This window comes from Sanguibacter sp. TS_SC_8 (genome assembly GCF_055361235.1).
This window is the reverse complement of record NZ_CM143955.1, coordinates 3,572,439-3,592,758: the sequence shown is the minus strand read 5'-3', so window position 1 is coordinate 3,592,758 and position 20,320 is coordinate 3,572,439. Positions and strand designations below refer to the sequence as shown.

Here is a 20,320-nt window from a genome sequence, read left to right as displayed (position 1 = left end):
GTCACGGGAGCGGGAGGCGAGCGAGGGTCAGTCGACCGTGACGGCCTCCAGGACGGGCAGGCGGGCTGCGCGGATCGCCGGCCACGCGGCGGCGAGCACCCCCACGACCACCGCGATGACGAGCATCGTGACCAACGAACCCCACGGGACGACCAGGTCGGTCAGCCCGCTGCTGGAGAACACCGTCGGGAGCCCCGCCGCGAGCGCCACCCCGACCGCGAGCCCGAGCACCGTCCCGAACACTGCGGTGAGCACCGACTCGATGGCGATGGTCGTGGCGAGCTGGGCCCGGCCCAGCCCGACCGCGCGCATCAGCCCGATCTCCCGGGTCCGCTCGATGACGGACAGCGCGAGGGTGTTGACGATCCCCAGGATGGCGATGACGATCGACAGCCCGAGCAGCGCGTAGAGGATCGTCAGCATCTGGTTGACCTGGCTGGCCAGGTCGGAGATGAACTCCTCGTTGTCCTGCACCGAGACGATCACGTATGGCGCAGCCGCCGCGGTGACAGCGGACTTGAGGTCCTCGATGCTCACTCCGTCCGAGCCCTTGACCAGCAGGATCGTCACCTGGTCAGCCGGCGCCGCAGCGAGCTGGTTGAAGCTCGTGTCGGCCATCACGAGCGGCGTGTCCAGGGCCGCCGAGCTGAAGATCGCCCCGATCGGTGCCGTGACGGTCCCCCGCTGGGAGGAGACGGTCAGCACGTCACCGACCACCCACCCCTCGGCGTCCGCGGTGCTCCGCTGGACCGCGACCGACCCGTCGGCGAGGGTCGCCAGGTCACCCTCGACAGTGGTGGTCTGCCACGTCCGCCCGAAGGTCGACGGCGAGGAACCGAGGGCGTAGAGCATCTCCGGCTCCTCGGTCGAGGACGCCTCGGAGACGAAGAAGGAGTCCACTGTGACGGCGTCGGCCACACCGACCTCGGGCAGGGCAGAGATGTCGGTCACGGCGCCGGCAGGCACCGTCTGGGATGCGGACTGGATCACGAGGTCGGCGAGGGACTCGTTCTCCACGACCGAGCGCATCGACGCCTGGGTCGACGCGGCGAGCACCGAGGCCGCACCGACCAGGCACATGCCGATCATCAGGGCGCTCGCGGTGCTGGCCGTGCGGCGCGGGTTGCGCGTGACGTTGCCGTGGGCGAGCTTGCCCAGTGGCTTGCCCCACGCCACGAACGGTGCGGAGAGCACCGAGAGCACGGGCCGGGCGAGGACCGGGGCCAGCACGAGGGCGCCGATCACGACCGCCACTGCGCCGAGGCCTAGCAGTCCGCCGGTGCTCACGGTCTCGTCCGCGGCGGCCTGGGCCACCGCAGCCACCACCGCGCCGGCGCCGGCGCCGGCGACGACCACCCCGAGGATCCCGCGGACCCGCAACGAACCAGCCGGTGCGGGGGAGTCCTCCCGCATGGCCTCGACCGGCGGGACGAGGGCGGCCCGGCGGGCCGGGACGGCTGCCGCGGCGATCGAGACGACGATGCCCAGCACGAGGGAGATGACCACCATCGAGGTGGTCAGCGGGATGTCACCGGCCAGCTCCATGCCCATCCTGGAGAACAGCGACCGGATGGCGGTCACCAGGCCAAGACCACCGACGATCCCCAGGGCCCCACCGAGCGCGCCGACCACGGCGGCCTGGACCAGGATCGAGGAGAACACCTGCAGCGGCGAGGCACCCACCGCCCGCAGCAGCGCGAACTCGCGCTGACGCTGGCGGACCGTCATGGCGAAGGTGTTGGCGATGATGAAGGCGCCCACGAAGAGGGAGATACCGGCGAAGATGAGCAGGAAGGTCTCGACGAAGCCGAGCATCGTCGCGACGTCGGATCGAGCCTCCTCGCGCATGGCGGTGCCGGAGAGCGCCTCGACCGGGGTCGGGGAGCCGGCGGACTCCACCGCGGAGCGCACCCGGTCGGTGAGCACCTGGTCGTCGGTCGACCCGTCCCCGTAGACCGAGATCGTCGAGACCAGCCCGTCGGGGGCGAAGGTCGCCTCGGCGGTGGCCTCGTCGAGGAAGACGATGGTCGCCCCGGCCATCGAGGCGCCCAGGTCGATCAGCCCGGTCAGGGTGGCCTCGTGGATCTGGCCGCCCACGACGAGGGTCGTGGTGTCCCCGACGCTCAGACCGGCGGCCTCCGCGCTCGCCGCCTCGAGGGCGAACTGCGTGGCGTCGGCGGGCGGTGTGCCCTGCGCGATGGAGATCGACGGGTCGTCGTCGGAGTAGGCGATGGCGAAGCTCGGCGCGCCGCCACCGGAGACGGCGGTGCCGTCGTCACCGACGAGCACGATCGGGCCGGTGAAGTCGGGGAGTGCGACGTCGACGCCGTCGACGTCGGACACGGCGGTGGCCAGGTCGGCGGGGATGGTGTTGCGGACGGCGCCGGCGCTCGCGCCGCTGGGCACCATGGTGGAGGAGTCCTCCGCCCCGCGCAGGTACACGTCGCCGACGTACCCGGTGTCGATGATGGTGTCGAAGGTCGTGGAGAGCATCTCGCGCAGCGCGAAGGTGCCCGCCACGAAGGAGACGCCGAGGACGACGGCGAGGATCGACAGGCCCAGGCGTACCAGGTGCGCCTGGATGTTGCGGAGGGCGACCTTGAGCATCAGACGCTCGCCTTCTGGCGGGTCAGCGAGCCGAGGACCTTGAGGATGCTGTCCGGGGTCGGCTCGGTGAGCTCGGCGACGATCAGCCCGTCGGCGAGGAAGAGCACCCGGTGGGCGTAGCTCGCCGAGACCGGGTCGTGGGTGACCATGACGACGGACTGGCCCAGGTCGTCGACCGAGGAGCGCAGGAAGGTCAGCACCTCCCGGGAGGAGACGGAGTCGAGGTTCCCGGTGGGCTCGTCGGCGAAGACGACCGACGGCTTGGACACGAGCGCCCGGGCGCAGGCGACCCGCTGCTGCTGCCCGCCGGAGAGCTCGCTCGGGCGGTGGCGCAGGCGGTCCTCGAGTCCCACCGCTGCCACGACGGCGGCCAGGTGGTCCTTGTCCACCGGGCGCCGGGCGATGTCGAGCGGGAGGGTGATGTTCTCCAGCGCGGTGAGCGTGGGGACGAGGTTGAAGGACTGGAAGATGAAGCCGAGCTGGGTCCGGCGCAGCTTGGTCAGCTGGCGCTGGTTCATGGTCGAGACGGGCAGGTCGTCGACCACGACGGTCCCCTCGGTGGGGGTGTCCAGGCCGGCCATGCAGTGCATGAGCGTGGACTTGCCCGAGCCGGAGGGGCCCATGATCGCGGTGAACTGCCCGCGGGCGAAGTCCACGTCGACCCCGGCCAGGGCGTGCACGGCGGTCGCGCCCTTTCCGTAGGTCTTGACGAGACCGCGCGCGGTGGCGATCGCGGCGCTGCGCGACGGCGGGCTGGCGGGGGTGGAGGACATCGGAGTCTCATCTCTGGCGTCGGTGGAACCGGGGAGTCTGGGATCGAGAGGGAACGATCGGGGGCAGATGCTGCGCACAAGGGGCAAAGCTGCCCTGTGACCATCCTGTCCTGGGATCGTGACCTGCGTCGATGGGGGAACCCCCTGATTTCACCCTGAGACGAACCCGAGGGTCAGGGTAGGGGGAGCCCCCCGAATACCAGGCGCGGTGGGCCGGAGGCCGCGCTGCAGTGCACTCTCATCCAGATCACCACACCGGGGCCGCCCCTGCCACAGCAGCCCCTCCGAGCGCCTCGACCGACCGGTGGGTGGAAGTCCCAGCCGACCATCGCGGCGACGGTGGGAGAATGTCCGCGTGGCAAGCCCAGTAGATGTTGAGATCACCGATCCCGGCGCACCCCGGTCCGCCCGGTCCGCCGCTGACGCCCGCGCCGCCCTCGTGGCTGCGCTCCGAGCTGCCGTCGACGGGGAGGTCTCCGACTCCTCCCTGCGCCGCGCCGAGTACACGACCGACGCGTCCAACTACCGCGTCGTCCCCCAGGTCGTCGTCATCCCCCGGGACGTCGACGACGCGCTCGCGGCCATCACGGTCACCCGCGAGGCGGGTGTCCCCATCACCACCCGAGGTGCGGGCACCTCCTGCGCGGGGAACTCGATCGGCCCCGGTGTGGTCATCGACTTCTCCCGGCACGTCAACACCATCTACGAGGTCGATCCCGAGGCCCGCACCGCCCGGATCGACCCCGGCGTCATCATGTCCTCGCTGCAGAAGGTCGCCGCCCCGCACGGCCTGCGCTTCGGGCCCGACCCGTCGACGCAGAACCGCGCGACCCTGGGCGGGATGATCGGCAACAACGCCTGCGGCCCGCACGCGGTCGCCTACGGGCGGACCTCGGACAACGTCGTCGACCTCGACATCGTCGACGGCCTCGGCCGCCGGTTCACCGCCGGCGGCGACGGCCAGGGCGTCGACAGGGTCCCCGGCCTGGGCGAGCTCGTCACCGCGAACATGGCGCTGCTGCGCACCGAGCTGGGCCGCTTCGGCCGGCAGGTCTCCGGCTACTCCCTCGAGCACCTGCTGCCCGAGAACGGCAACCACCTCGCCCGGGCGCTCGTGGGCACCGAGGGGACGGTCATGTCCATCCTCGGGGCGACCGTCCGCCTCGTCCCGATCGCCGGCGCCCCGACCCTCGTCGTGCTGGGCTACCCCGACATGCCGTCGGCGGCCGACGCCGTCCCCGCCCTGCTCACCCACTCCCCGCTCGCCGTCGAGGGCCTCGACGCCCGCCTGGTCGACGTCGTGCGGCGCGCCAAGGGCGCCGGCTCCGTCCCGGCGCTCCCGCCGGGCGGCGGCTGGCTCATGGTCGAGGTCGGCGGGTCCACCGCGGCGGAGGCGATGGCCAACGCCGAGGCGATCGTCCGCGACTCCGGCACCACCGCGACCCGCATCCTCCCCGCCGGCCCCGAGGCGACCGCCATGTGGCAGATCCGGGCCGACGGCGCAGGCCTGGCCGGGCGGACGCCGTCGGGCGCCCAGGCGTGGCCCGGCTGGGAGGACTCGGCCGTACCGCCCGCCCAGCTCGGGGCGTACCTGCGCGACCTCGACGTGCTCATGGCCGAGTTCGGCGTCGACGGTCTGCCCTACGGGCACTTCGGCGACGGCTGCGTGCACCTGCGCATCGACATCCCGCTCGAGACCTCCGGGGACATCCTGCGCTCGTTCATGACGCAGGCTGCCGCGCTCGTGGGCAAGTACGGCGGCTCCCTGTCCGGTGAGCACGGCGACGGACGGGCCCGCTCGGAGCTGCTGCCCGCCATGTACTCACCCGCCGCCATCACGATGTTCGAGCAGTTCAAGGCGCTCTTCGACCCGAATGACCTGCTCAACCCGGGGGTGCTGGTGCGCCCGAACGCGATCGACGCGGACCTGCGCCGCCCGCACGCCAAGCCGATCCTGGCCAAGACGGGCTTCAGCTTCACCCACGACCACGGGGACTTCACCCAGGCGGTCCACCGCTGCGTGGGGGTGGGCAAGTGCCGCGCCGACTCGACCGCCGCAGGCGGGTTCATGTGCCCGTCCTACCTGGCCACCAAGGACGAGAAGGACTCCACCCGCGGACGCGCCCGGGTGCTCCAGGAGATGGCGAACGGCACCCTGGTCACCGGCGGCTGGCGCTCACCCGAGGTGCACGACGCCCTCGACCTGTGCCTGAGCTGCAAGGCCTGCTCGAGCGACTGCCCGGCCGGGGTGGACATGGCCCAGCTCAAGTCCGAGGTGCTGCACAACACCTACAAGGGCCGGCTGCGCCCGATGAACCACTACGCCCTGGGCTGGTTGCCGCGCTGGGCGCGGCTGGCCAGCTACATGCCGAAGATCGCGAACTTCGCGCTGAGCATCAAGCCGCTCGCCAAGGTGGTCCTCACCGTCGGTGGCATGGACACCCGCCGGTCCATCCCGGCCTTCGCCGACGTGCCGTTCCGCACGTGGTGGAAGCGCGAGGGGGCGGCGCTGGCGGCGACCTCGCGCGGCGTCGGGCAGGAGGGGCAGGGGACCGAGGCGAGGCGCAAGCCGAAGGTCGTGCTGTGGACGGACTCCTTCAGCGACTCCCTCGCGCCGAACGTGCCCGAGGCGGCCGTGAAGGTGCTGCTCGCGGCCGGGTACGACGTCGTCATCCCGACCGACGAGGCGTGCTGCGGGCTGACCTGGATCAGCACCGGGCAGCTCGACGGGGCGAAGAAGAAGCTGTCCACGCTCATGGACACCCTCGGGCCCTTCGCGGTCAACGGCATCCCGATCGTGGGTCTGGAGCCCTCGTGCACCGCGGTGCTGCGCTCGGACCTGGTCGACCTCTTCCCCGAGGACCCGCGGGCGCACGCGGTTTCGTCCGCCACCCGCACCCTCGCCGAGCTGCTCACCGACCCCGAGACGGCCCCCGGTCCGGACTCCGGCTGGATCATGCCGGACCTCTCGGACGTGACCGCCGTCGCCCAGCCGCACTGCCACCAGTACTCCGTGATGGGGTACGGCACGGACGAGGCGCTGCTGCGTGGGGCCGGTGCGACCATCACGACGCTGGCCGGGTGCTGCGGGCTGGCGGGGAACTTCGGGATGGAGAAGGGGCACTACGACGTGTCGGTCGCGGTCGCTGAGAATGCGCTGCTGCCCGCGTTGCGGCAGGCTGGAGAGGGCGACATCTTCCTCGCGGACGGTTTCTCCTGCCGTACACAGGCCGACGACCTCGCCGGGGTCAAGGGCAAGGCGCTCGCGGAGCTGTTGGCCGAGCGGCTCTGAGGTGCCGGCGTGGTTGTCGGCTCCGCGGGCCATCTGAGAGGACCACCATGTCACGCATCGCGATCATCGGAGGGCACGGCAAGGTGGCGCTGCGACTGGCGCGCCTGCTGAGCGAGTCCGGCCACGACGTCACCTCGATCATCCGCAGCGCCCGCCAGCGCAAGGACGTCGCCGCGACCGGCGCCGCGCCGGTCGTGGCCGACGTCGAGCGGCTCGGCCCGGACGCCCTGGCCAAGACCCTGGCCGGGCACGACGCCGTCGTGTGGTGCGCGGGGGCGGGCGGGGGATCCCCCGAACGGACCTACGCCGTCGACCGTGACGCGGCGATCCGGTCGATGGATGCCGCGCTCGCCGCCGGGGTCGCGCGTTACGTCATGGTGTCCTACAAGGGCTCCCGGCTCCAGCACGGGGTGCCGCCGGAGGACGGCTTCTTCGCCTACGCCGAGGCGAAGGCCGCCGCCGACGAGCACCTGCGGGCCTCGACCCTGGCCTGGACGATCCTGGGGCCCAGTGCCCTGACCGACGACCCGGGGACCGGGAAGATCGAGATCGGCGCGCACCTGGAGTCCACCTCGGTCCCACGCGACGACGTCGCCGCCGTGGCCGCAGCCGTCCTCGACCTCCCCGCCACCATCGGCCGCTTCATCGAGTTCAACACCGGCACCACCGACATCCCCCAGGCCCTAGAGGCCTACACCTGACCCCCCACCCCCCGCCAACCCCGCTGAGTGCTGGAAGATACGCACGACACGCGGGCGTTTCGCGTATTTTCCAGCACTCAGCAGGAGGGGTTGGGGCGGCGGGAGGGGTTGGGGCGGCGGGTGGGGCTGGGCCCCGGTGGTCAGCGGGGGCCGAGGGGGAGGACTGTACGTCCCCACGTCGTGTTGAGGACGCCGGCGAAGGAGTTGTACCAGGCGGTTCCGGCGGTGATGAGGCCGAAGACGCCTCCCACGGTCGTGAACGCGGAGGTCTGGGTGAAGGCGCCGACGGTGAGCAGCAGGAAGGTCACCGACAGCGGGATGAACACGGCCATCAGCCCGAAGGAGACCCGCAGGGTCACCACGGTCATGTAGAGGGTGAAGATCGTCCACGCGAGCAGGAACACACCCGTGGCCTGGTGGGCGGAGTCGGCCGGCAGGTCGGGGACGACGAACTTCACGTAGGCCGCGAAGGACATCCAGAACGCGCCGTAGGAGGAGAACGCGAGCGCGCCGAAGGTGTTGTTCTTGGCGAACTCCCACATGCCGGCGAGCAGCTGCACGAGGCCGCCGTAGAAGAGGGCGAGCGGCAGCACGACCGGCTCGAGGTGCGCATCGAGGATCCCCGCGTTGAACACCGACAGCACGAAGGTGGTCAGCGCGAAGGCGGCCAGCCCGAGCGGACCCGGGTCGGCCAGGTGACGCAGAGCCGGGGCGGTCGGGGCAGGGGCAGCAGGACGAATCACGAGGGGCCTTTCGCAGGAGCGCGTGGAGCAGACGGCGGGAGCGCACTGCTGGCGGGCACGAGCCGGGACCAGCGGGGGTGGCGCAGCGCCGCAGCTGGGCGCCGTAGGCGAGCCTAGGCGCGGTTCCCGGGTGCGGGGAGGAGGAAGGTCCCGTCCAGGCCGTCCTGCGACGCATGTCACGCTCGACTTCGACCGCGCGAGGTGACAGGTTGGGGGCATGCTCTTTGCCTTCTCAGTTGCCCCGCTCGGTGCCGGCGAGTCCGTGACCGACGCCGTGGCCGACGCCGTCCGGATCGTCCGCGAGTCGGGCCTGCCCAACCGCACCGACGCCATGTTCACCACGATCGAGGGTGAGTGGGACGAGTGCATGGACGTCATCAAGCGTGCCACCGAGGCTGTCGGCGCCGGTGGCCACCGGGTGTCCCTCGTCCTCAAGGCGGACATCCGCCCTGGTCACACCGGTGAACTGACCGGCAAGGTGGACCGCGTGGAAGCCCGGCTCGCCCAGCCCTGACCCTGGACAGGGGGGTCTACGCTATGGCCATGCCGCTGTTCGACATCCGTGGGGCGGAGCGGGCGCATCCCGTCACCCCCACCCTGCCCGACGACGCGTCCTTCGCCGCAGCCGCCCGCGCCGTGGTCGCCGAGCACCTCCCGGCGCTGCTCGGCGAGCCGCTGTTCACGTTGGCCCAGCGACGAGGTGCGACCGCCGAGCTGCCCGGTGCTGCGCGAGCACACCCTGCGGCAGCCGATCTGGTGGCCCTGGATGCCTCAGGGCTGCCCGTCGTCGTGCAGATCATGGCGCGGCTCACCGGACCGGGACTCCTCGAGGCGCTCGACGCCGCCGGCCGGGCCTCGAAGCTCACCCGTGCGGACCTCGCCGCCAAGCACCCTGACGGCCCTGACCGCTTCCATGCAGGCCTGCGCGCGTTCTTCGACAGTGTCCCGGTGGCGCGTCCGGCGCTGACGGCGCCCACGGCGGGGACGGTGCGCCTGGTGATCGTCTGCGCCGACGTCGAGGACTCTCTGCTGCACACCCTGACGTTCCTGCGCTCGGGCGCGGCCCGGATCGAGGTGCTCCATGTGGGCATGCTCGCCGGCCAGAACGGGCGACGCATCATCGACGTCTCCCCGCTGCGGCCCGAGCAGGCCGCCGCCAGGCGAGCCGTCGAGTCCGTGCTCACCGGCGCGGTGCCAGCCGTGCCAGCCGTGCCAGCACTGCCAGCGGCGCCAGCCGTGCCAGGAGCACCGGGTGTGCCGGCGGTCCCTGTCGCAGGAGCGACCGCTCCCGGGCAGCTGCGGTCCGCGTTCGGCGCGACGATGCCGCCGGGCTCGGCGATCGCCTCGAGCGACGCCGCCTACGTCCCGGTCTTCCTCGACCTCCCACCGGACCGACTTCCCGAACGTCCCTCGGACCTGCCGGGCGCCGGCCCTGCCGCGCGCACGCCCCTGACCGGGGTGGACCGTCCTGTCTCCCCGGTCCTCGACCTGCTTGCGCCGCCGAGCGCCCCGTCCTCCGTCGTCGGGCCGGTCGACGCCGCGCTCGCCGAGCTGGCGGGCACGCTGGCGGCGCCGTTGCGCCTCGTCTGGGTCCGGCACCGGCGTGGGGAGCGGTTCGAGGTCATGCTGCACCCGGACGGGTCGCTGCACACCGCAGGTGGCACCCGCTACGCCGATCCCACGTGGGCGGCCAGCGCCGTCTCGGGCGGCACCGCCTCCGACGGGTGGCGGGTGTGGCGGGTCGGTGACCAGGGGCGCACCCTCGCCGAGCTGCGCGGGTAGCCCGCCCGACCAGCCCGCCCGACCAGCCCGCTGAACGGCCCGCCCGACCGGCTCAGTCCTGCGACCACCCGTACGCGGCCGCCCAGCGCGCGATCTGGGCGTAGTACTGCGCCCGCACCGGCGCCGTGGAGAGCGCGAGGTCGTGCAGCCCGCCTTCGATCCGGCTCACCGTGACCGTCGGGCCGAGCTGGACGGCGCGGCGTGCGAGCAGCTCGACGTCGAGCACGATGTCGCTCGTGCGCATGTCCTCCGACCAGCGCGGGGACATGACCGAGCGGGCGGAGGCGAGCATGAGGATCGGCTGCGCGATCCGCAGGCCCCGGGCGACCTCGGCGTGCCCGGAGATGATCGCGTGCAACCAGCCGGCGCGCACCGGGAAGGCCGGAGTCGGGCGCCACGTCTCGTTGAACTCCCACTCCCCGCCGTCGATCTTGCGCACGGTCCGCGCGTAGTACCCGGCGTCGATGTTGGGCAGCGGGGTCTTCGGCTGGAACCGGGCCAGGCGGTTGATCGCCGGCGCCGAGACGGTGCGCAGCACCGATGACCCCTGCAGCTCCAGCCACGGGCTGTTGAGGACCAGCCCCGCGGTCTTCCCCGGGTTGCGATGGGCCCACAGGACTGTGGTGAGCCCGCCGGTCGAGTGCCCGTGCAGCATGATCGACGTGTTGTGGCCGAGGTCGGCGTGGATCGCGTCGAGGGCCGCCTCGATGTCTTCGCCGTAGGCGTGCAGGTCGTCGATGTAGCCCGGCGTCTGCCCCGGGCGCAGGCTGCGTCCGTACTTGCGCAGGTCGAGGGCATAGAACGCGACCCCCAACCGGTCCCAGAAGTGCGCGGTCTCGGTCTGGAAGAAGTAGTCGCTCCAGCCGTGGATGTAGAGCACGGCGCGGGCCGAGCGGATGGAGCCGGTGGGCCGGAACCGCACGAGGGAGGCGACCACCTCCCCCTCGTCGTCGGGGGTCAGGGGGAGGGACTGCACCTCGAAGCCGGGCCCGAGGGGGTCAGGCGCCCAGGAGGTGTGCGCGCCGCGGGTGGTCAGGACGTGGGTGTGCGCGCGGAACTCGTCGGCGATCACCTCGGAGAGCTGGGCGTCGAGGGCGGGGACCACGCCGTCGGGCACCGAGCGCGAGAGGAACCGCGGCAGCGGCACACGCTCGGTCACGGAGTGAGCACGACCTTCCCGGTGTGCTCGCCGGAGGCGAGGCGGGCCATCGCGGTGGTGGCGGCGGCGAGGGGCATCGTGGTGTCGATCCGGGGGCGGATGTCGGCGCGAACCATGAACGCCAGGACGTCGGCGAGCTCGTCGCGGGTGCCCATCGTCGTCCCGCGGATCGTGATCTCGTTGAAGAAGATCCGGGTGAGCTCGGCCGCGGTGGGGTCGCCCGACGTCGCGCCGGCGACGGCGATGACGCCGCCGGGGCGGACGGAGCGGACCGAGTGCGACCAGGTGGCGGCGCCCACGCTCTCGATGACGGCGTCCACCCGGTGGGGGAGGCGGCCGCCCGGCTCGACCGCGTGGCTCGCACCGAGCCCGAGGGCCGCGGTGCGCTTGGCGCCGCTGCGGCTCGTCGCGAACACCTCGATGCCGGCCGCGGCGGCCAGGGTGATCGCGGCCGAGGCGAGCCCGCCGCCCACGCCCTGGATCAGCACGCTCTGGCCGGGGGTCAGCCCGGCCGACCGGAACAGCATGCGGTAGGCGGTCAGCCACGCCGTCGGCACGCAGGCGGCCTCGGCGAAGGTCAGGTCGGACGGCTTGGGGACGAGGTTGTGGGTGGGCACGGAGACCTGCTCGGCGAGCGTGCCGTCGTACTTCTCCGAGAGCAGGGTCCGTCCCTCGCCGGGCCCGACGCCGTGCCCGTCCGCGCCGATCACCGCGTGGACCACCACCTCCTGGCCGTCGTCGGTCACGCCGGCGGCGTCGGTGCCCAGGATCATCGGGAGCTGGTCGGGGCGCAGCCCCACCCCGCGCAGCGACCACAGGTCGTGGTGGTTGAGGCTGGCAGCGCGCACCGTGACGGTGGTCCAGTTCTCCCGGGGGGCCGGAGCCGGGCGGTCTCCGACCGTCAGTCCGTCGACGGGTGAGGCGGGGCAGAAGTTCGACACGGAGGCAGCCAGCATGCAGCCCAACCTACCGCTCCCCGGCGGGGTCCGTCCGGTGGCGAAGGTCCCTCGTCTGGGAGAAGGTTCGCGTATGGATATCGACTCCGATGGCGTCCGACGAGCGTCGAACGGCGACTACGCGACCCTGACGTCCCTCGAGGTCAGGCTCGAGACCCACCGGCGTTTCAGCCGGCATCCCGACGACATCGAGACGGCGGTGCTCGGCGCCGTCGACCTGGAGGGCACCGAGACGGTGCTCGACGTCGGGTGGGGGACGGGCACGTTGGTCCATCATCTGGTCGACGGCGGTCATACCGGGCGGGTCATCGCCCTCGATCTCTCCCACACGGCCTACCTCACCGCGCGTCAGGTTCCCGGCGTCGAGACGCTCCACGCCTCGGCCGAGGAGATCCCGCTCCCCGACGGTTCGGTCGACGTCGTGTTCTCCCGGCACATGCTCACCCACCGGGACGCCCCGGAGGCGATCGTGGCGGAGTGCGCCCGGGTGCTCGCCGACGACGGTGTCCTCGTCCTGACCGTCAACCATGCCCGCACGGTCCCGATCATCCGGCACGTGGTCGAGACCGAGCTCGGCGCGCTCGGCCTGGTGGTGCCGACCCACACCGGCTGGGTGACCACCGACAACGTCGCCGACGTCGTCGGAGCCTTCTTCGAGTCGGTCGAGGTGGTGCGGTACGACAACGAGCTCGTCTTCACCGAGCCCGGCCCGCTCGTGCGGTACGCGACGTCGTTGTTCGCGCTCTACGACGTCGACGAGAACCCTGCGGTGCGTCAGCTGCTGGTCGAGCGGGTCAGTGCCCGGGTGGACGACTGGTTCAGCGCCGCCGGCCAACCGTGGATCGAGCCGAAGGGCTACTCCGTCTGCACCGCGCGGGGGCGCAGGACCACCTGACCCTGGGCGCACCCGGCCGCGCAGCGCTCCGCCCAGGCGGAGCCCTCACATGAGCGGGAGCATCCGGCCCAGATCGGGGACCCCACCGGCGGTGTAGTCCGTGGTGAGCGCCCGTGCGAGGTCGTCGACGTTGTACCGGGCGCGCCCGGTGGCCAGCCGGATCCACAGTCCCGGGTCGGTGACCTCCAGGTCCCACCCGCCGCGGGTCACCACGATGTCCAACAGCTCGTCGGCCACCATCCGCTGCGCCTCGCGGTCGATCGGGTTCGCCGGACCCGCGGAGTCCACCACGCCCTTGAGCGAGGCGACCAGGTCCTCGGCGTGCACGACGAGCTCGATGAGGCGGGACATCGCCATGTCCCGCAGCGTGATCGGTCCGCGCCGCGCCTGCACCAGCACAGTGCCGTCCAGGCTGAGCTCGTCGAGCTTCGCCAGGGCCCGGGTCGCCAGCGCGTCGACCGAGGCCAGCGGGGCGTCGGCGATCTCCACCGCGAGGTCGCGGGTGACGCGAGAGATGTCGTCGGCGCGCTCGGGGTAGGAGCCCAGGTACTCGGCCAGCTCGATGGGGCGGGTGCCTGCCGGAGCCGGCGTGCACACCGCGAGAGCCTCCATCGCCCGCCCCAGGTGGGCCACGAGCTCACCGACGGTCCAGCCGGGCAGGACCGAGGGCTTGTTGCGGTTGCCCAGCAGGTTGTCCCCGAGCGGACCCACCCAGGAGCGCAGCCGCCCCCACTGGGTGTGCAGGGCTGAGGTGATCTGGGGGAGGTCGGCGGTCATGGCCTCATCCTGCCGCACCTGGGCAGGACCGTCACGTGGCGGGGCCGTACTCTTCGTCCTATGGCTGACGGACACCACCACCGGGGGCGACGCGCCGCGGTCGTCGCGCTTCTGCTCGTCGGCGCGCTGCTCACCCCGGTCGCACTGCTGGCGGACTGGGCCCGGGACACGATCACGAGCACCGACGGGTACGTGGCCGCGGTCGAGGAGGTCACCGCCGACCCGGCCGTGCGGTCGGCCCTGGTGGACCACCTCACGTCCGCCACGCTCGAGCAGATCGACGTCGACGTGCTGGTCTCCTCCGCGCTCGAGCCCTTCGTGCGGGACGGCATCGCCCAGGTCGTCGACAGCGACGCCTTCGCCGCTGCGTGGGCCCAGGTCAACCGCAGCGTCCACACCAGGGCCGTGGCGCTGCTCCGCGACGACGCCGGCGCGCTCAGCCTGGAGGCCGACGGGCAGGTGAGCCTCGACCTCGCACCGGTCGTGGACCTCGCCCGCGCCGAGCTGGCCGCGCGCGGGATCACCTTCGCGGCCCAGGTCGACGCGACCGTCCCGCTGTTCTCCAGCCAGGAGCTCGTCTCGGCCCGGACCTCCTACACGGTGCTCGACGCCGTCGCAGGCTGGCTGCCGTGGGTCGTCGCACTCCTGCTGGGCGCCGCGGTCGCGCTGGCCCGGTCCCGGGCGGTGGTCCTGGCCTGGGAGGCCGGGGTGGTCGTGGTCCTGACGGCGTTGTCCGGCCTCGCGGTCGTGGCGGCGCGGTCGCTGTACCTCGACTCCGTGACCGGCTCGCCGCTGCGCACCGAGCTCACCGGTGCGGCCGTGCACCTCCTCGGCGACTCCGCGCTCGACGCGCTGCGGGCGGGCTACGTGCTCGGGGCGGCCCTCGGCGTCGGCGCGGTGGGCGTCTGGCTGGTCAGCCGGCGCCTTGGCCGGCGCCGCACGCGGGCCACGGGCTCCACCTACCGTCCGGTCACCACGGCTGGTCCAGGGCCGCGACCTGCTCAGGGCTGAGCACCAGGCGGGCTCCTGCCACGGCGTCGGCCAGCTGGGCCGGGGTGCTGACGCCCAGGACCGGACGGATCTGCGGGGTCGAGGCGAGCATCCAGGCGACGACGACCGCCGAGCGGCTCATGCCGAGGTCGCCCGCCAGCGCGGCCAGTGCCGCGAGGCGGCGCGTCGTGCCGGGGTGGTCGTAGGCCTCGGGGACGGGGCGGTCGTCGCGGTCGTAGGCGCCGCCGAGCAGCGGGCTGTATGCCCACAGCTCCCAGCCGGTCTGAGTCGCGGAGTCGAGCACCTCGTCGGTGATCCACCCGAAGCGGTGGTCGTGGACGCCGTCGCGCACGAGGGGACGGGGCTGGAGGTAGGAGTAGCGCAGCTGGAGGGCCGACGGCGCGGCCCAGCCGCGCTGGGCGGCGATCCCGCGGGCCCGCTCGGCCCGCCACAGGGCGTAGTTGGACAGCCCCAGCCGCCCGGCCTTCCCGGCGGCCACCTGCGCGGCGAAAGCGCCGGTGCTCTCCTCGAGGGGGGTCGTGCGGTCGTCGCGGTGGGCCCAGAAGAGCTCGACGTGGTCGGTGCCCAGGCGGGTCAAGGACTCCTCCAGGGCGCGCGCGACCGTGGCCGCGCCCAGGCCCTCGGTCGCCTCGGGGTAGGTCCCGGGCCCGGCCGGCTCGCAGCCCACCTTGGTGGAGATCTGCACCCGGTCCCGGGCGCCGGGGCGGGCGGCGAACCACCGGCCGAGCATCGTCTCGCTGGCCCCGCCCCGCCCGTCGGTGGACTCCCAGAAGGCGTAGCAGTTGGCGGTGTCCACCCACGAGCCGCCGGCGTCGAGGAACTGGTCGAGCAGGGCGAAGGACGCCGCCTCGTCCTGGCGGGTGCCGAAGGTCATCGCCCCGAGGGCGATCGGGAGCGGTTCGCGGTGCGCGGAGGTCATGGTGCCTACTCAAACACCTCGAGCGCGCTCAAGGTCAAACGGACCGGTTGACCTCGGAGAGGAAGGACGCCACGATCGGGCCCAGCTGGTCGAACTCGATGAGGAAGCCGTCGTGGCCGTAGTCGGAGCGCAGCAGCTGCGACTGTGCGCCCGGCACGAACCGGGCGATCCGCGCGGACTCGGCGGGCAGGAACAGTCGGTCGGTGTCCACGGCGACGACGAGGGTGCGCGCGGTGATCGTGGTCAGCGCGGTGTTCACGCCGCCGCGGTCGCGGCCCAGGTCGTGGGTGAGCATCGACTCGGTGAGCACGACGTAGCTGTTCGCGTCGAAGCGTCGGGCGAGCTTGCTCGCGTGGTGGTCGAGGTAGGACTGGACGGCGAACCGCCCACCCCGCATCGGGTCCTCCCCGCCCTGGGAGATGCGCCCGAAGCGTGCGTCGAACTCGTGGGCGCTGCGGTAGGTGGTGTGTGCGATCGAGCGCGCGATGCCCAGGCCGAGGTGCGGCCCGTCACCGGGCTCGGCGTCGTAGTAGTCACCGCCGCGGAACTTGGGGTCGGAGTGGATCGCGGTCAGCTGGGGGTGGGCCCAGGCGATCTGGTCGCCGGAGGTCTGCGCGGCCGAGGCGATGACGCCGATCGACTCGACGGCGATGCCCGACTCGGGGCCGAGCAACGCCCACTCGAGCACCCGCAGACCGCCCATCGAGGCGCCCACGACGAACCGCCAGGACGCCACGCCGAGCGCGCGGCTGAGCTCGATCTCCGCAGCGACCTGGTCGCGGACGGTGATGATCGGGAAGTGGCTGCCCCACGGTCGCCCGTCCGGGGCGAGGCTGGAGGGGCCGGTCGAGCCCTGGCAGCCGCCGACGACGTTCGGCGCGACGACGAAGAACCGGTCGGTGTCGATGGGGGCGCCCGGGCCGACCATCTGCGACCACCAGCCGGCCGTCGCGTGCCCGTCGCCGGCTGTGCCTGCGACGTGGCTGTCCCCGGTGAGGGCGTGCAGCACGAGGATGGCGTTGTCGCCCGCCTCGTTGAGCGTGCCCCACGTCTCGTAGGCCATCCGGACGGCGGGGATGTGCCCGCCGGCCTCGAGCTCGAGGGCGCCGATGTCGGCGAAGCGGCGACCGCCGACCGGGTCGCCCTCCCGCCAGGCTCCGGTCGCCGGGAACACCGTGGCCAGTCGCCGTGGCTGCGCGCGGGAGGGACCGCCGGTGCGGGTCCACTGCGGGCCGGGCCGGGACGAGCCGCCTGAGCCCTGGGAGTGAAGAGTCATCGCCGACCAATCTACGGACGATCCGGCGTCGGGCGCGGCCATGTCCATCTCCGGGTGCCGGTGCGTGGGCACCGGCCCGGGGACGTTGCCACGGCGCGACGCCGGATCGCTCATGTCAGCTCACGCGCCCGCGGTGACGGGAGTGGACTCAGCGACGGCCTGGGCCGCGCGGAACCCGCTCTCGAGGTCGGCGAGGATGTCGTCGATGTGCTCGATGCCCACGCTGAGGCGCACCAGGCCCGGGGTGACCCCGGAGAGCAGCTGCTCGGAGGCGCTCAGCTGGGCGTGGGTGGTCGACGCCGGGTGGATCACCAGGGAGCGCACGTCACCGATGTTGGCGACGTTGGAGTGCAGCTCGAGGGCTGAGACGAAGGCCTGACCGGCGGCCGCACCGCCGTCGACCTCGAAGCTGACGATCGCGCCCGGGCCGCGCGGGGTGTACTTCTGGGCGTTGGCGTACCAGGGGCTCGAGGGCAGGCCCGCATAGCCGACGGAGAGGACGTCGTCGCGCGAGTCGAGCCACGTGGCGACCTTCTTCGCGTTCTCCACGTGGCGCTCCACGCGCAGGGAGAGCGTCTCGATGCCCTGGGCGATGAGGAAGGCGTTGAACGGGGAGATCGCGGCACCGAGGTCGCGCAGCAGCTGCACGCGTGCCTTGAGGATGTAGGCGAGGTTCGCCCCGAGGATCCCGTTCACCCCGAGGTCGCGGGCGTAGACGATGCCGTTGTAGCTCGGGTCGGGGGTGTTGAAGTTCGCGAAGCGCACGGGGTCGGCGGAGAAGTCGAAGTTCCCCGAGTCGACGATGACACCGCCGATGGCCGAGCCGTGCCCGCCGAGGTACTTGGTCGCGGAGTGGATGACGATGTCCGCGCCGAACTCGATGGGGCGCAGCAGGTACGGGGTGGCGACGGTGTTGTCGACGATGAGCGGGACGCCCACCTCGTGCGCGGCGGCGGCGACGGCCTCGATGTCGAGGATGTCGGCCTTGGGGTTGGGGATCGTCTCGGCGAAGAAGAGCTTCGTGTTCGGACGGGCCGCGTCGCGCCAGGCCTGGGGGTCGTGCGGGTCGCTGACCCACGTGGTCTCGATGCCGAGCTTGGTGAGGGAGTACTGCAGCAGGTTGTACGTGCCGCCGTAGAGCGAGGGGCTGGCCACGATGTGGTCGCCGGCCTCGGCGAGGTTGAGGATCGCGAAGGTCGTCGCGGACTGGCCGGAGGCCAGGAGCAGGGCTCCCACACCACCCTCGAGGCTCGCGATGCGGTTCTCCACGACCTCCTGGGTCGGGTTGCCGATGCGCGTGTAGATGGGGCCGAGGTCCTTGAGCGCAAAACGGTCGGCGGCGACCCCTGCGTCGGGGAACACGAAGGACGTGGTCTGGTAGATCGGCAGCGCGCGCGCCCCGGTCGTGGGGTCGGGCGTCTGGCCGGCGTGGATCTGGCGGGTCTCGAAGGACCAGTCGGTGGTGCTCATCGGGTGCTCCTGGGGACGGTGGGGATGGGGACACGTGCTGCGTCTGGGTGCGCTCCCGGGCGGCTGTCGCTGCTCACCTCGCCACTCGCGTGGCCGGTGGGCGGCGAGATCGACGGGTCATTCCGTCGGGTGCGGCCGGTGGTGCAGGGAGGACGAAGCGCAGGGCGCGGGAGGGCTGAGGCGGTTCGGTCAGCAACACATTCGCATCGTCATGGTGAAAGCGTAGGCACGTGTGGCGCCGAGGGACAGCCCTGGACCGGGAAGTTCTCACACTCTGGACACCTGGTGGGCATATCTGGTCCAATATTCGGGATTCTCAGCTCCGAGGGCGGGTGGGCGGGCGACGTCGGGGTGTCTCGTCGGCCGTGGTGCGGGTGAGACTACTGGGAATGATGTGACAGAAGTTCACTCCGGCCGCGGACCTGGGTAGTCTCGGGGGAGACTTCTTCGCAGCAGGTCAGACCGGCTGCGCCGTGCGGTGAGAGGAACCCTGATGGCGACGTCCCGGCGAGTGCCCCGCAGCACGTCCCGCCCCAGGTTCGTCGCGCTGCTGGCCGTGACCGCGCTCCTCGCCGCCGGCACCGCGCTCCCCGCGTCCGCGGACCCCGCCGCGCCGTCCCAGGACGACGTCGACGCCGCCCGCCAGTCCGTCGTCGACGCGGCGGCCTCGGTGGCCTCGATGGACGTCCAGATGGCGGCCCTCACCGCGACCCAGGAGGCGGCCTTCAACGCCGCCGCGGGGGCGGGGGAGGCCTACAACCAGGCGATCGTCGACCTCGACGTCGCGACCGCGGCGGCTGCCGACGCCCAGGCCCGCTCCAGCGCCGCGACGCTGCGCGCCGAGGAGTCGCGCAAGCTCCTCGTCGGCCTCGCCCGTGAGACCTCTCGCAACGGCGGGGGGCTCGAGCAGATCGGCATGTACCTCACGGCCGACGGCGTGGGCGACGCGATCAGCACCGCGAACGCGATGGCGCTGGTCGGGTCCAAGGCGGACCAGGCCGCCCAGCAGTTCCAGGCGGACTCCGTGGTGTCCGCGACCCTCCAGGGCGCCGCCACGCAGGCGGTCGCGGACCGTCAGGTGAAGAAGGACGCGGCGACCGACGCCCTCGAGGCGACGCGCACCACCCAGGAGGCCGCCGACCAGGCTGTCGCGACCGCGAACGCCGACCGCGAGTCCTTGCTCATCAGCCTCGCCGCGGCGCGCAGCACGAGCGTCGAGGTCGAGCAGGCTCGTCAGCAGGGGCTGCAGGCGGAGCGCGATGCGGCAGCCGAGCGCCTGGCCCGCGACCGCGCGGCCGCCGCGAGCCCGCAGGCGCCGACCCCGGCGCCGTCGTCGCCCTCGTCGCCCTCGACCCCGGGTGTGACGCCCCCGGCCCCCACGCCCACGACCGGGCCGGTCGCTCCTCCGACGACCTCGCCGTCGACGCCGCCGCCCGTCCTGCCCCCGGTCGTGCCACCCGTCTCCCCACCCGTCGTGCTGCCGACGACCGCCCCGACCCCGGCGCCGACCGTCGCGCCGACCCCCCCGGTGGTCAAGCCGCCGGCGACCGGAGGTGGCCTGGGGACCGGGACGTCGCGCGGCAACGCCGGCCAGGGCCAGGCCGCGGTCGACTGGGCCAAGACCAAGGTGGGCCTGCCCTACGTCTGGGGCGCCACCGGTCCGGACTCCTACGACTGCTCAGGCTTGACCGGCCGCGCCTGGTCCGCCGCGGGCGTCTCCATCAACCGCACCTCCCGGGACCAGTACAAGCAGGTCCTCAAGATCAGCCTGGACTCCATGCGCCCCGGCGACCTCGTGTTCTGGGGAAGCAACCCCAACGACCCGTCGACCATCACCCACGTCGCGCTCTACGCCGGCAACAACCAGATCGTCGAGGCGTCCAAGCCCGGCGTCCCCCTCCGCGTCACGTCCATGCGCTGGGACAGCCGCCTCATGCCCTACGCCGGCCGCCCCTAACC

Annotated in this window: 16 protein-coding genes; 7 read left to right on the top strand and 9 right to left on the bottom strand. The window is 72.6% G+C overall.

Annotated elements, in window-relative coordinates; all coding sequences use genetic code 11:
- Nucleotides 1-27: 27 nt before the first annotated feature.
- Nucleotides 28-2,607, bottom strand: a complete 2,580-nt coding sequence (locus ACWA15_RS16165) for an ABC transporter permease (protein ID WP_464056512.1) — start codon at nucleotides 2,605-2,607, stop codon at nucleotides 28-30.
- Nucleotides 2,607-3,380 (bottom strand): ABC transporter ATP-binding protein, encoded by a 774-nt coding sequence (locus ACWA15_RS16160; RefSeq protein WP_464056511.1) that lies wholly within the window; start codon nucleotides 3,378-3,380, stop codon nucleotides 2,607-2,609. The genes ACWA15_RS16165 and ACWA15_RS16160 overlap by 1 nt, the downstream gene beginning before the upstream one ends.
- 355 nt (nucleotides 3,381-3,735) lie before the next feature.
- On the opposite strand from ACWA15_RS16160, the gene ACWA15_RS16155 reads away from it, so the two are divergent.
- Together ACWA15_RS16155 and ACWA15_RS16150 are read left to right on the top strand one after the other, a co-directional pair.
- Nucleotides 3,736-6,672, top strand: coding sequence for an FAD-binding and (Fe-S)-binding domain-containing protein (locus ACWA15_RS16155; protein WP_464056510.1), 2,937 nt, complete (start codon nucleotides 3,736-3,738; stop codon nucleotides 6,670-6,672).
- 47 nt (nucleotides 6,673-6,719) lie between these two features.
- Complete coding sequence (locus ACWA15_RS16150) at nucleotides 6,720-7,373, top strand: SDR family oxidoreductase (RefSeq protein ID WP_464056508.1); 654 nt, start codon at nucleotides 6,720-6,722, stop codon at nucleotides 7,371-7,373.
- A 140-nt stretch (nucleotides 7,374-7,513) separates the two neighbouring features.
- On the opposite strand, the gene ACWA15_RS16145 is transcribed toward ACWA15_RS16150, so the two are convergent.
- The gene (locus ACWA15_RS16145; RefSeq protein ID WP_464056506.1) at nucleotides 7,514-8,116 is read right to left on the bottom strand and encodes an acetate uptake transporter; all 603 of its coding nucleotides are present in this window, start codon (nucleotides 8,114-8,116) and stop codon (nucleotides 7,514-7,516) included.
- Nucleotides 8,117-8,333: 217 nt separating this feature from the next.
- On the opposite strand from ACWA15_RS16145, the gene ACWA15_RS16140 reads away from it, so the two are divergent.
- Together ACWA15_RS16140 and ACWA15_RS16135 are read left to right on the top strand one after the other, a co-directional pair.
- Nucleotides 8,334-8,630: an MTH1187 family thiamine-binding protein gene (locus tag ACWA15_RS16140; protein ID WP_464056505.1), complete on the top strand. Its 297-nt coding sequence runs from the start codon at nucleotides 8,334-8,336 to the stop codon at nucleotides 8,628-8,630.
- Between the two features lie 29 nt (nucleotides 8,631-8,659).
- Entirely contained in the window at nucleotides 8,660-9,898 is a 1,239-nt protein-coding gene (locus ACWA15_RS16135) for a restriction system modified-DNA reader domain-containing protein (RefSeq protein WP_464056503.1), read from the top strand.
- Nucleotides 9,899-9,950: 52 nt separating this feature from the next.
- Here the strand turns inward: ACWA15_RS16135 and ACWA15_RS16130 are convergent, their stop codons facing one another.
- Together ACWA15_RS16130 and ACWA15_RS16125 are read right to left on the bottom strand one after the other, a co-directional pair.
- Nucleotides 9,951-11,057: an alpha/beta hydrolase gene (locus tag ACWA15_RS16130; protein ID WP_464056502.1), complete on the bottom strand. Its 1,107-nt coding sequence runs from the start codon at nucleotides 11,055-11,057 to the stop codon at nucleotides 9,951-9,953.
- Complete coding sequence (locus ACWA15_RS16125) at nucleotides 11,054-12,013, bottom strand: zinc-binding dehydrogenase (RefSeq protein WP_464056500.1); 960 nt, start codon at nucleotides 12,011-12,013, stop codon at nucleotides 11,054-11,056. The genes ACWA15_RS16130 and ACWA15_RS16125 overlap by 4 nt, the downstream gene beginning before the upstream one ends.
- A 73-nt stretch (nucleotides 12,014-12,086) precedes the next feature.
- Here ACWA15_RS16125 and ACWA15_RS16120 point away from each other — a divergent pair, with 73 nt between their 5' ends.
- Nucleotides 12,087-12,908, top strand: a complete 822-nt coding sequence (locus ACWA15_RS16120; protein WP_464056499.1) for a class I SAM-dependent methyltransferase — start codon at nucleotides 12,087-12,089, stop codon at nucleotides 12,906-12,908.
- A 45-nt stretch (nucleotides 12,909-12,953) separates the two neighbouring features.
- Here the strand turns inward: ACWA15_RS16120 and ACWA15_RS16115 are convergent, their stop codons facing one another.
- Nucleotides 12,954-13,685: a maleylpyruvate isomerase N-terminal domain-containing protein gene (locus tag ACWA15_RS16115; protein ID WP_464056498.1), complete on the bottom strand. Its 732-nt coding sequence runs from the start codon at nucleotides 13,683-13,685 to the stop codon at nucleotides 12,954-12,956.
- A gap of 60 nt (nucleotides 13,686-13,745) precedes the next feature.
- On the opposite strand from ACWA15_RS16115, the gene ACWA15_RS16110 reads away from it, so the two are divergent.
- Nucleotides 13,746-14,696 (top strand): hypothetical protein, encoded by a 951-nt coding sequence (locus ACWA15_RS16110; protein WP_464056497.1) that lies wholly within the window; start codon nucleotides 13,746-13,748, stop codon nucleotides 14,694-14,696.
- Here ACWA15_RS16110 and ACWA15_RS16105 read toward each other — a convergent pair.
- The 3 genes from ACWA15_RS16105 to ACWA15_RS16095 form a co-directional block, all read right to left on the bottom strand.
- Nucleotides 14,656-15,615 (bottom strand): aldo/keto reductase, encoded by a 960-nt coding sequence (locus tag ACWA15_RS16105; RefSeq protein ID WP_464056495.1) that lies wholly within the window; start codon nucleotides 15,613-15,615, stop codon nucleotides 14,656-14,658. The two genes, ACWA15_RS16110 and ACWA15_RS16105, sit on opposite strands and share 41 nt — an antisense overlap.
- 34 nt (nucleotides 15,616-15,649) lie before the next feature.
- Nucleotides 15,650-16,891, bottom strand: a complete 1,242-nt coding sequence (gene metX, locus ACWA15_RS16100) for a homoserine O-acetyltransferase MetX (protein ID WP_464059544.1) — start codon at nucleotides 16,889-16,891, stop codon at nucleotides 15,650-15,652.
- A gap of 120 nt (nucleotides 16,892-17,011) precedes the next feature.
- Nucleotides 17,012-18,361 carry a bifunctional o-acetylhomoserine/o-acetylserine sulfhydrylase gene (locus ACWA15_RS16095; RefSeq protein ID WP_464056493.1) on the bottom strand — a complete coding sequence of 450 codons (1,350 nt, stop codon included), beginning with the start codon at nucleotides 18,359-18,361 and terminating at the stop codon, nucleotides 17,012-17,014.
- Between the two features lie 493 nt (nucleotides 18,362-18,854).
- Here ACWA15_RS16095 and ACWA15_RS16090 point away from each other — a divergent pair, with 493 nt between their 5' ends.
- Nucleotides 18,855-20,318, top strand: coding sequence for a C40 family peptidase (locus tag ACWA15_RS16090; RefSeq protein WP_464056492.1), 1,464 nt, complete (start codon nucleotides 18,855-18,857; stop codon nucleotides 20,316-20,318).
- Nucleotides 20,319-20,320: the final 2 nt, after the last annotated feature.